At 40.5% G+C, this 12,222-nt stretch carries 9 protein-coding genes; 6 read left to right on the top strand and 3 right to left on the bottom strand.

The window, feature by feature from the left end:
• The first annotated feature begins 21 nt into the window (after positions 1–21).
• From JWQ54_RS27280 to JWQ54_RS27255, 6 genes are all read left to right on the top strand, one after another.
• The gene (locus JWQ54_RS27280; RefSeq protein WP_299591052.1) at positions 22–1,848 is read left to right on the top strand and encodes a RagB/SusD family nutrient uptake outer membrane protein; all 1,827 of its coding nucleotides are present in this window, start codon (positions 22–24) and stop codon (positions 1,846–1,848) included.
• A gap of 211 nt (positions 1,849–2,059) precedes the next feature.
• Complete coding sequence (locus JWQ54_RS27275) at positions 2,060–4,198, top strand: glycoside hydrolase family 97 protein (RefSeq protein ID WP_299591051.1); 2,139 nt, start codon at positions 2,060–2,062, stop codon at positions 4,196–4,198.
• 16 nt (positions 4,199–4,214) lie between these two features.
• The gene (locus tag JWQ54_RS27270) at positions 4,215–5,474 is read left to right on the top strand and encodes a glycoside hydrolase family 71/99-like protein (RefSeq protein ID WP_299591050.1); all 1,260 of its coding nucleotides are present in this window, start codon (positions 4,215–4,217) and stop codon (positions 5,472–5,474) included.
• A gap of 71 nt (positions 5,475–5,545) precedes the next feature.
• Positions 5,546–5,905, top strand: coding sequence for a VOC family protein (locus JWQ54_RS27265; protein WP_299591049.1), 360 nt, complete (start codon positions 5,546–5,548; stop codon positions 5,903–5,905).
• A gap of 180 nt (positions 5,906–6,085) precedes the next feature.
• Positions 6,086–7,030, top strand: a complete 945-nt coding sequence (locus JWQ54_RS27260) for a bifunctional helix-turn-helix transcriptional regulator/GNAT family N-acetyltransferase (RefSeq protein WP_299591048.1) — start codon at positions 6,086–6,088, stop codon at positions 7,028–7,030.
• Between the two features lie 174 nt (positions 7,031–7,204).
• A complete protein-coding gene (locus JWQ54_RS27255; protein WP_299591047.1) occupies positions 7,205–7,414 on the top strand; it encodes a hypothetical protein in 210 nt (69 codons plus the stop codon).
• Here the strand turns inward: JWQ54_RS27255 and JWQ54_RS27250 are convergent, their stop codons facing one another.
• From JWQ54_RS27250 to JWQ54_RS27240, 3 genes are read right to left on the bottom strand one after another with little or no spacing between them, the layout of a single operon-like run.
• The gene (locus JWQ54_RS27250; RefSeq protein ID WP_299591046.1) at positions 7,415–8,581 is read right to left on the bottom strand and encodes a glycosyltransferase family 2 protein; all 1,167 of its coding nucleotides are present in this window, start codon (positions 8,579–8,581) and stop codon (positions 7,415–7,417) included. It abuts the gene before it with no gap.
• Entirely contained in the window at positions 8,578–9,495 is a 918-nt protein-coding gene (locus tag JWQ54_RS27245; RefSeq protein ID WP_299591045.1) for a glycosyltransferase family 2 protein, read from the bottom strand. Before JWQ54_RS27245 ends, JWQ54_RS27250 begins: the two co-directional genes overlap by 4 nt.
• A 17-nt stretch (positions 9,496–9,512) precedes the next feature.
• Complete coding sequence (locus JWQ54_RS27240) at positions 9,513–12,167, bottom strand: non-ribosomal peptide synthetase (RefSeq protein WP_299591044.1); 2,655 nt, start codon at positions 12,165–12,167, stop codon at positions 9,513–9,515.
• Between the last annotated feature and the right edge of the window lie 55 nt (positions 12,168–12,222).

Here is a 12,222-nt window from a genome sequence, read left to right as displayed (position 1 = left end):
TCATCTTCAAAATTTATCAAAATGTTAAAAAAAATATATACAACAGCATTTCTCGCCCTTGCATTAGTGGCGGGTTGTAAAAAAGACCCCGGTAAGCTGGTTGGGCCAACAAATGCCTATAGCACCAGTAATTACCCGGCAAGTGTTAATGATCTTCAAAGTGTTTTGGCTGCATGTTATTCAAACATGCGGGATCCGGGATATTTAGGATTTCATTATTTACCTAAAGCGATTTCAAATTCAACACACGTAGTTAATTCTGTGTACAACGGCGACCCTGCCTGGAACGATATGGCAAACACTAACGTTAGCGCCGGCAATCTGTATGCAACAGAAGCCTGGACCGTATTGTATACAGGGATTAAAAACTGTAATGTTTTAATTGCTGGAGCAAAGCTTTACAATGAAAAGTATTCAAAATCGTCTGACGGACAATCGGTTAATTACATACTTGGTCAAGCCTATTTTTTACGCGGATATTATTATTTCCAGTTGGAATGTTTGTTTGGAGCAAGCTATATGACAGCATCAGGTGGTGGCGGCGATAAAATGGGCGTACCAATTTATGCCGATGTGCCTCGGGATCTTTCATCAACCCAACAACCACGTTCAACAGTTAAACAAGTATGGGACTTTATAGAAGGAGACTTTAAACAAGCGGCAACGTTATTAAAAGGCAAAGTATGGCAAGCCAGTGAAGCCGGCCGTATAACTGAGTGGGCTGCTAAAGGAATGTTAGGTAAATCATACGTGTATACCCAGGATTGGGCAAACGCTAAAACCACTTTGTTGGATGTTATTCAAAACAGCGGTAAATCATTAATGCCTTATGCCAAATATAAAGATGCATTTTATGGAAACAGCGCCAATGAATTTAACGAAGAGTCGTTATTTGAGTTGAATATTGATCCGGATTCAAAAGGCGGCTACGGCGTTTATAGTGGTGCTGCAAACGCAACCTCAATTAACGGGTTGATCTGGTGCCCATGGGTATTAGGTGGAGATGGCACAGAAGGCGGTTCCTTCCCATTGGGTTATGGAAACGAATTTTTCCATGATAAAAACGTGCTGCGTTTTGGGTATGATATAGGCAGCAGCTATAACCTGGTTGCAAACCCTAATTTTGATTCATCAAAACCAGCCAGCTATTCAAATCCTGCGCAGGTTATGGATCCAGTTTACAGAGCTAAAGCTCAGCTGGTTAGAGCCAACAAAACAGCTGACCCACGTTTGTTTATAAATGCGTTGCAGCCATGGTTAGATACTGTTAAGTTTGATGGCGTTAACAAAGCGCCGGTAGCAAAGCCTAATTTTTTTGCAGGTAATACCGGGGTATACGGCTGGAGCTTGCATAAATATGCACCAACTATGTATAATGAAAATAACGGAGCAGGTAATGGCGGTTCGGTAGCTGATGCCTGGAACTATTATTTCCTTCGCCTGGCAGATGTTTATTTATTATATGCTGAAGCTTCTATCGGCGCAGGCGATAAAGCTGCAGGCCTCGAATATCTTAATAAAGTTAAACGCCGGGCTTATAATTATCCGGTTAATGGTGCATCCCCTGTTGATTATGCAAGCTTAACCAGCCCGACAAAGGCTATTAGCGATCCCGTACTTGGCAATAACCCTCTTTATTATGAGCGTTGGGCTGAGTTATTGAACGAAGGCCATTGGTGGTTTGATGTTTGCCGCTGGAAGATAGGAAAATCAGAAGCTGCATATTTCGGAACGGCGATAAATGTTACCGGGCCTTTCAACTTTGATGAAGGCAAGTCATACGTTTGGCCTATTCCTACAAACGAAATAAATACCAATTCGAAAATTAAGCAGAACCCAGGGTACTGATATAGTTGATTAATAAGTGTAAAGCCTTTGAGAGGGCTTTGCACTTTTTTGTTATTGGATAACAATAAAAGGATTGGTGTCTGCAATTCCACTGTGCCGGATTTGCGCGATCTGTCTTTATTAAAAAACAAATAACGAGGATGATTTTAATGCCGCTTTGTATTGAAGACGGCTTAGGATAGTTCTGTCGCTATTGTATAACATTATGCTGATGAAAAAAATATTTATATGCATGTTTAGCCTGATTATTATCCACGGTGCTATAGCGCAGGAAAATAAGACTATTGAAGTAAACATGAACAAAGTTAAGCTTCAGTTTATGCTTGATGCGGACGGAAGGCCTGTTTACTCGATAAATTATGGGCAATCTCCGGTAATAAAACCGTCGCATCTTGGAATTAAATTACAGAACGATAGTAATTTTGACGACCATTTTGAGCTAAGCGGGACTGAAAGGAAAAGTGTTGATGAAACCTGGAACCCGGTTTGGGGTGAAGTTAGCAGGATTAGGAACCATTATGAGCAGGTAATCGTTCATTTAAAACAGCAAAGCGGCCAAAAAAGATTGCTGGATCTGGTATTCAGGGTATTTGAGGATGGAGTAGGCTTCAGGTATGAATTTCCGCAGCAACCCAATCTTAAATATTTTGTAGTGGCTGATGAACTAACAGAGTTTAGCCTCACCGGCGATCATAAAACATTTTGGATCCCGGGAGACTATGACAGCAATGAATACCCTTATACTATATCACCCATAAGCAAGGTTGATGCATCGGTACTGGCAAAATCTGCAACGGATATAGCTGTGAGGTTTGTGCCCGATCAATACGGCATTCAAACGCCGCTGATGATGAAAACGGCTGAGGGGCTTTATATTAATATTCATGAAGCTGCCCTTAAAGATTATACCTCCATGCAATTACATGTGGATATAAAAACTTTTAAGCTTACCACAAATTTAGTGGCCGATGCTATGGGCAACAAAGCTTACATGCATGCTCCTTGCAAAACGCCATGGCGAACCATCATCATCAGCGATAAAGCAACTGAGATCCTGGCTTCAAAAATGATCCTTAACTTAAATGATCCGTCAAAAATTGAGAATACATCATGGATAAGACCAATGAAGTTTGTTGGAATTTGGTGGGAGATGCAAACCGGTAAAAGTACATGGAGCTATAGCGACAGGCCGGATACTTTGGGAGCGGATGGGAACCCCATCCCTAACGGCAGGCATGGTGCTAATACTGCCAACGTAAAACGCTACATCGACTTTGCTGCAAAAAATGGCATTCAGGGTGTTTTGGTTGAAGGATGGAATATTGGCTGGGAAGACTGGTTTGGTAACTGGAAGGAAAACGTGTTCGACTTTGCAAAGCCTTATCCTGATTTTGATGTAAAAGCAATAAACGATTATGCTGCGTCAAAAGATGTGAAAATGATCATGCATAATGAAACCTCCGGCTCGGCAACAAGCTACGAGCGGCAAATGGATACTGCCTTTCGCTTTATGAACAAATATGGTTATACCTCGGTAAAAACAGGCTACGTAGGCAAGATCATCCCGCGTGGCGAACATCATGACGGGCAATGGATGATTGACCATTATCTACGTGTGGCCGAAAAGGCCGCGCAATATCATGTAATGCTTGATTCGCACGAGCCGGTCAGGCCCACAGGTTTGCAGCGCACTTATCCAAACTGGCTTGCCAGTGAAGCAGGTAGAGGTAACGAGTATAATGCATTCAGCAATGGCAACAACCCAAATCATGAAACAATTATGCCATTTACCCGCTTAATGGGTGGCCCAATGGATTATACACCGGGCATTTTTAAAATTAAAGGATACAGCGACGTTCCGGGGAGGCAGGTACATACTACGCTGGCTAAACAACTGGCATTATATATAACTATGTATAGCCCGCTTGCTATGGCGGCAGACCTACCCGAGAATTATGAAAAACGCATGGACGCCTTCCAGTTTATAAAGGATGTGCCGGTGGATTTTGAGGATTCAAAAATTATTGAAGCTGAACCCGGTGAGTACATCACCATTGCCCGCAAAGAAAAAGGAACCGGTAGCTGGTACCTTGGAGCAATTACCAATGAAAACAGCCGTAATTCCATCATCCCTTTAGATTTTTTAGATAAGGGGAAGAAATACGTAGCCACCATTTATGCGGATGCTGCAGATGGAGACTGGAAAAATAACCCTGAAGCATATCAGATCAGCAGCTATACAGTAAATACAGGTACAAAGCTGAGCCTTAAACTGGCAAACGGTGGCGGGGCAGCAGTTAGTATAAAGCCATTGACCGAGAATGATAAAGGCATTAAAGCCTATAAATAATAGAAAATATATAAAAATGTATAGAGGCTTTTTAATTGCTTTACTTTTTATTTCGGTTATTGGGTGTAGTAAAAGTAATTCAACTCCTGATCCGGTAAAAACTCCGGATCAGCCCGTTAAAGCGCCGGATACAACAATAGGAACAGGTGCTAAAGCAGTAGTCAAAACAAATAAGCAAAAAGTTTATGTGCATTATATGCCATGGTTTGAAACCCCGGCAACATCCGGTAATGGTAAATGGGGTCAGCACTGGACTATGGCCAATGAAAACCCGGATTTGACCGTGGGCAATGGGCGCAGGCAGATAGCCTCCTATTTTTATCCGATGATAGGCCCCTATGCCAGCTCAGACAGGGATGTTATTGACTATCACCTGCTTTTAATGAAATATGCCGGAATTGATGGGGTAATTGTAGATTGGTATGGTATACACAATGTAAACGATTATCCGCTCAATAAGCGCAATACCGATTCGTTATTTAACCGCATTCCATATGCGGGGTTACAATTTGGGATCTGTTATGAGGATGCTCAGTTGGCTCAGGTAAAAGCCAAAGCCGGCATTGACACGGTAACTGCGGCTAAAGAGGACTTTGCTTACCTGCAAACAGCTTATTTTAGCAGCAGCAGTTATATAAAGGTAAATGATCAGCCTTTATTGCTTTGTTTTGGTCCCCAGGGAATGAAAACCCCTAACGATTGGCAACAGGCATTTTCTGGCCTTAGTACCAAGCCAAGGCTATTGCCGCTGGAATACCAGGGAAACGTTGCGGGCAGTTCGGCCAGCGGAGAATTTGCCTGGGTAGGGTCGGCCGGTCAGGTAAATCTGCAGGGGTTTTATCAAAACCGGGCACCATTATTGTCAACTTTTTTTGCAGGGGCATATCCCGGGTTTAAAGATTTTTATAAGGCGGGTGGATGGGGAAATACTTTGTTTGTAATCGATCATGATGGTGCAGCTACTTTGCAGGCAACTCTTGACCTGGCCAAAACCAGCGGTACTAACTATTTGCAATTAATAACCTGGAATGATTATGGCGAGGGCACCATGATTGAACCTACACTTGATTTTAACTTCATTTTTTTACAAACAATACAGCAATATACGGGAGTTGCCTATACTGATACCGAATTGAAGTTGATTTATAAATGGTATACGCTACGGAAAAAATATGCAGGTAATAGTAATATAGAGGCGCAGCTTACACAGGCCTACAATTGTCTGGCAGCGCTGAACGTAGCAAAAGCTACCGCTATAATTGATGCAATAAATTAGTAGAACAGCGCAGGACGCACTTAATTGTACATTTATGTTATTTTTATGCGGAATTAACCTAAATGCTAATTATGAAGTTTGCCAAATTAAGACCTGTTATTTACTCAAAACAGGTTAAATATACAGTTGAATATTATATAGAAATGCTGGGGTTTACCTGTAACGGTTATACGGAGGATTGGAGTTGGGCATCGTTATCCCGTGATGAGGTCGAAATAATGATATCCTATCCAAATGCACATCTGCCTTTTGATAAGCCGCAATTTACTGGCTCGCTTTATATTACTATTGATAACGTAGATGAGTTATGGAACCAACTAAAGGAAGTAACCATAAATTGTTACGAACTGGAAACCTTTGATTATGGAATGCGGGAGTTTGCCATTTATGACAACAATGGATACTTAATCCAATTTGGGCAGCCTGTATAGTTACAAACTTATTCTCAGAGTTCTCTGTGCCTCCTCTGCGAACTTTGCAGTTTAAATTTTACGGCAGAGATCGCAAAGAAACACGGAGAAAAAACTCTTAACACTATTTTGACATATGTTTATTTTAAAATAAAATATAAGTTTTTAAATTTGCGTAATTGATTACGTAATTTATTACTTATGAGTTTTTATGATAAGACCGGCAAAATGGCACTAGGCAGCAGGCTCCGCAGGTTAGGTGAATTGTTTGCTGAACAGTCTGCACAGGTATATCCAATATATGGTATTGAGATGCAGCCAAAATGGTTTCCTGTTTATTATGCACTATCTGAGGGGGATGAAAAATCAATCACACAAATAGCATTGGAGATAGGGCATTCGCACCCGTCAGTGAGCACCATTGTAAAGGAGATGATGAAGCAGGATATTGTAGTAGCAAGTTCAGCAAAAGGTGATGGCAGGAAAAATTATGTAAAGCTTAGTCCGAAAGGAATTAGTATTAATGAACACATCCAGGCCCAATACACCGATGTAAATGCAGCCATCGAAGGCGCTTTTGCCGAAACACAGTACAACATATGGAAAGCAATTGAGGAATGGGAGTTTTTACTTGAGCAGAAGAGTTTGCTTAAAAGGGTAGAGGCTGAGAAAAAGCTTCGTGAAAGTAAAGAGGTTGAAATTGTGCCTTATCAGCCAAAATATAAATCAGCATTTAAAAAACTTAATGAAGATTGGATAACCCAGTATTTTAAAATGGAGGAATCTGATTATAAGTACCTTGATCATCCTGAAGAAAATATTTTGAAAAAGGGCGGTTATATTTTTATGGCGATATATAAAGACAAGCCGGTTGGCACCTGCGCCATTGTAAAAATGAGTGACGAGCAGTTTGAGCTGGCCAAAATGGGCGTCGCGCCGGATGCAAAAGGAAAGGGGATAGGCTTTCTTTTAGGCAGTGCCTGTATTGAAAAGGCAAAAGAAGCAGGCGCTAAGAAGCTATATCTTGAAAGTAATACGATCCTGAAGCCGGCTATTAGTTTGTATCATAAGCTGGGTTTTAAGAAAATAACCGGCCCGCCTTCACCTTATGAAAGAAGTAATATCCAAATGGAATTGAGTTTATAGGTCTGAATAGGACAGGACAATTTGGACGAAACAACTCCTTATACCGATGATAAGCAACACCTGGTTAGCTTAACTTATTTATTGCCGGAATAAAAAAGTAAATAAAGCTATTGATGGGTTGAAATTTCATGATTGAAGTTAACGTATGTATTTTTAACTAATGAAAATTAATTTATGACAACAATTGATTCTGTATTGGACGATATAATGCGTTTAGATTTTGAATCCAGGGAAATACTTTTAGAAATTTTTAAAAAGCGGCAATCTGAAGTCAAGCGTGATAAGATCGCTAACAATGCCAGGAGGAGTTTGAAAGATTACAGGTCCGGTAAACTCAAGTCTCAAACTGCGGAAGAAATAATCGAAGAACTAAATAGGCTTTAATTATTGCTTTCGCTGCGCCTTTTCCCAAACAGCGCTTTGCTTTGTGGTAAAATACCTGATGATCCCCATCAAAACAGCATAATTCATTACGCAGAAATAATAAGGGACAAATAACGCTTTAATCCTGATCTGCCGCTTTTCCATAATATACCCAAGGAAAGCAAGCAGGTAAAACAAAATTTGTGCTGCAAAGATGGTATTGTACAAAGTGTTATTTGGTAAAAAAGCATTTAGCACAAATATCAATATAAGCAGGAAAGGTGTAGCCGTCCACCGCAGTACACGGTGACTGATATATTGAAATGAAAGAACCGGGTATTTAAAAGGATTGAATAATTGGTTTAATCTTAATATGGATTGGATCCCACCTGCTGCAATCCTGATCTTTCTTTTCAACTCTTCCGATACATTTTCAGATGCGGTTTCTATTGCATAGGCCTCGGGTTCATAAACAATGCGAAAGCCTTTTAGAGCGATAAGCATCGAGATCATAAAATCGTCCAGAACAGTATCGGCAGGTACATCCTGGTAAAGCGAACGCCTGACGCTAAACAGTTCTCCGGCAGCACCAACGACAGAGTAAAGTTCCGAGTCCCATTTCTTTAATGCCGATTCATACTTCCAGTAAAAGCCTTCACCGGCGGCGCTTGCATCTGCGTTTTCATCAATTTGAACACGTTTTTCACCTGCCACGCAACCAACTGTTTTATCAGTATAATGCCTGCAGATATTTATAATGGCATCCGTATTTAAAAAGGTATTGGCATCAGTAAATACCGCTATTTCGGTATCTACATATTCCATTGCCCTGTGCACTGCTGCTATTTTACCGGCACGCTGGGGCTGGTGTAAAAGCTGGATCTGTGGATGCAAACCTATTATTTCAGGCGTTCTATCAGATGAACCATCTGTAATAAACAGCAGCTTTAATTTACCTGTGGGGTAGTGTAATTTTAAACTGTTGGCAATTTTATCTTCAATGAAAAACTCTTCATTATATGCTGCCACTACTAAAGTACATTCGGGCAGCAACTCATCATTTACAAAGGGTATTGCGGGTCTGCCTTTTAAAGCGCGTTTAATTTTAATTAAAAAGTATAGGAAAATACCATACCCTGCAAATGTGTAAAAAACAATAAAAAAGCTTAACCAAAATATAATTATCATGAAATGGATTTAATAGGATATCCTAAATTTTTACTGTTTTTACTATGGGTAAAATTCCACCATACCGCTTTTAAAAGCACCGATATAAAACTATGATTCTTGTCTTTTATGTAGGCCAGTAAGTTCCTCGGTACTACAAGCAGGATAAAATAAGGGTAAAAGATTGTCCTTTTGAAAAATGGAGCATTTCGCCTTATAAAAAGAATACGGTTGCGGTTCATAAAGTATTCTTTCAGCTTGCTTTTTTTTCCCACCGAAACGGATTCTTTATGATAGATGAGCGCCTGGGTACAAACCCATGCTTCATAACCTGCGCGTTTTATATGTTCGCACCAGTCAACTTCTTCGTAATACAGGAAGAAATTTTCGCTCATTAACCCTGCTTTTTCAATGGCGTCTTTTCTGATCATCATAGCCGCACCGTGGCAATAAGCAGTAGGAGCGGTAATGTTATTATACTGCCCGTTATCCTTTTCACGCAGTCCTATGCAACTGTTGCGACAGGTATAATAATTCATCGGGGTATAACCGGCATACTGGATCAACCCCTTGTCGTTAAAATATTTTATCATAGGCGAGACCATGCCTATGGCTGGGTTTTCATCTATCACCTTGACCAATTTTTCGACCAATCCCCCGGTAAACTCCGTGTCGTTATTAACCAGGAAAAGGTAATCGCCGCTTGCTGCATTTATACCGAGGTTATTACCACCTGCAAACCCAAGGTTTTGTTCGGAACGGATAAACTTTACTCCCGGAAATTTTGTCTGCCAATTATTATCGGGTTCAATTCTGCTGCCATTATCAACCACAATTATTTCGAGGTTTTCATAGGTGTCAGGAATTGACTGCAACAATTCTTCAGTAACTTTTGGTTGGTTAAAATTTACAGTAATGATGGATACTTTTTTCATTATTCCGTTTAGCAGAATTATTGTTTCGATACCCTGTCGAGGCATTTCTGTAATACAATGGCAAATTCTTTGTCATTAGGTGGTGCAAATATGGTATTATGCTCACCGGGAATCTCATGAACATTTACACCTTTAAGTGCAAATTTCTTCCACCCCATAAACTCATAATCGTCCATATAAAACGTTCTTTTTTTAGCCCTGAATAAATCAACAGCTATATTAAGTGGCTTTTGAAAGTAATTGCGTTTGGCTTTCGCACTTGCCTCGTCAATTTCGTTATCATAGGCAAAAAAGCCCTCCTGTTTTTCATTCTTACCTCTTAATTTCCAGTATGCCCTTATTATCCTGCGCTTAACTACCCGGTTTTTATATTCAAAAGTTCCTTTAGGGTCCTCTGCCAGCAAAGCAAAGCTGTTGAACAATTTCATAAAGAAAAGCCTTACCCTGTTAAACATTCTTTTTACAGGCGGATCAAATATGTCAGTTTGCTTTGCATAGGTATCAAATACAGCCAGCATTTTCACCTCTTTGCCCATGGCAATTAACTGGTGTACCATTTCGTAAGCAATTGTCCCACCAAGGGAGTATCCCGCCAAAGCATAGGGGCCGGTTGGGTTTTGAGCTATAATTTCGGCAATATAATTAGCTGCAATTTCTTCCATTACATCCAGGGGCTCGTCAATGCCGTTAAGCCCGCGTGCCTGCAGTCCGTAAACAGGTTGCTCTGTGTCCATGTTTATCGCTAAAGCGTTAAACAACAGTACATTTAATCCGGCACCGTGCACAATATAAATAGGCATTTTTGTGCCTTTAGGCTTTATGGGTACAAGTGATTCCCAGGTAATGGATTTTGAATCTGCGTTTATCCGTACCGCTAATTGCTCAATTGTTGAATGCTCAAAAAGAGTAGCAAGCGGTAAACGCTTCCCTGTTAATTTTTCAATACGCGACATTATCTGAACCGCCACCAGTGAACGTCCGCCCAATTCAAAAAAGTTATCGTAAATGCTGATCTTCTCCAGTCCCATAACCTCCTGCCAAATTTCGGCAACCTGGCTTTCAATTTCGGTGCGCGGAGCAATATATTCTCCAAGCCGGCTTATTGTATTGTAATCAGGCTTGGGAAGCGCTTTTCTGTCAATTTTACCATTGGGAGTTATCGGTATGGCCGGCATTAAAACAAAATCGTCAGGTACCATATACTCTGGCAGTATTGCCAATAGTTCTTGTTGCCAGTTGTGGATTTTTGTTTTAAGATCAGTTTCTGTGTTCTCTTCCTCCAAAACTACATATCCAACCAGGCGCGGGTCGCCCGGAGTGTCCTCGCGTGCAATAACTACTGCTTGTTTTATATCAGCTTCTTTAACTAAAGCGTGTTCAATTTCCTCCAGCTCAATACGGTACCCTCTTACTTTAACCTGGTGATCCATACGGCCAAGACAAATAATATCCCCGTTTTCTTTATATTTCCCCAAATCGCCGGTTCGGTACATTTTATCACCGGATTTTCCTGAGAAGGGATTATCTATAAAACGTTCGGCTGTAAGTTCACGACGGTTTAAGTAGCCTGTTGCTACACCATCGCCGCCAATAATAATTTCACCTATTGAACCATCTGTAAGGTTATTTAAATTTTCGTCAACTAGGTATACCTGTGTATTGGCAATGGGTTTACCAATAGTAATGTCATCATCACTTTCAATAAGCTTTATGGTTGACCATATAGTAGTTTCAGTGGGCCCATACATATTCCACAACTCGCTCGTACGCACGGTAAGTTTACTAACCAGATCCTTTGGTAATGCTTCGCCACCGCACAGAATTTTTAGCGGAAGCAGCTTTTCCCAGCCAGCTTCAAGCATCATACGCCAGGTATAAGGCGTAGCCTGCATAAAGGTGATACCATCATTTTTTACCATATCAAATAGTAAACGGCCATCTTTAGCAGTGTCAGAATTTGTTAAGGTGATTTCCGCGCCGCATATAAGCGGCAGATAAAGCTCAAGTCCGGCAATATCAAATGATATAGTTGTAACGGTTAATATTTTATCATTGGCATTCATGCCCGGTTCTTTTTGCATACTCAGCAAAAAGTTTACAAGATTAAAATGGCGGATCTGTACGCCTTTTGGCTTGCCTGTTGAGCCTGATGTATACAGCACATATGCAAGGTCGTCTCCGCTAACTTCAACGTTTGGCGCTTCAGGTGTGTGGCTATCAAACTTTGCAAAGGCATCTTCAATCAAGATCTCGGATGCATTTGAAATAAAATGATTATGGTATTTATTTGAGGTTAATAATATTTTGGCTGATGAGTCTTCCAGCATAAATTCAACCCTGTCTTTAGGGTATTCAGGATCGAGAGGAATATAAGCTGCACCTGATTTTAAAATAGCCAATAACGATATGATCATTTCGGGCGAACGATCAAGAGCAAGCCCGACAATATCACCGGTCTTAATATTGTTATCTATCAGAATTTTAGCAAGTTTATTCGAGCTTTCATATAGCTCCCTGTAAGTGAGGCTCCTGCCATGAAATTTAACAGCTACTTTACCGGCATATTTTTTAGCGCATTCATTGATAAAATGCGGAAGCGCCTTCTCCTTCGAATACTCAACAAACGTGTCGTTCAAATTATCTGTTTTATTAAAATGGGTGGGGCTAATCATTTTATAGTTTTTTCCGGCTTACCCGGTAAGTCTTTTAATATCATAACTGCCTAAA

It is taken from the genome of Mucilaginibacter sp., from assembly GCF_028288225.1.
Lineage (GTDB): Bacteria > Bacteroidota > Bacteroidia > Sphingobacteriales > Sphingobacteriaceae > Mucilaginibacter.
The sequence above is the reverse complement of the archived record's forward strand: the minus strand, read 5'-3'. Positions and strand labels throughout refer to the sequence as shown.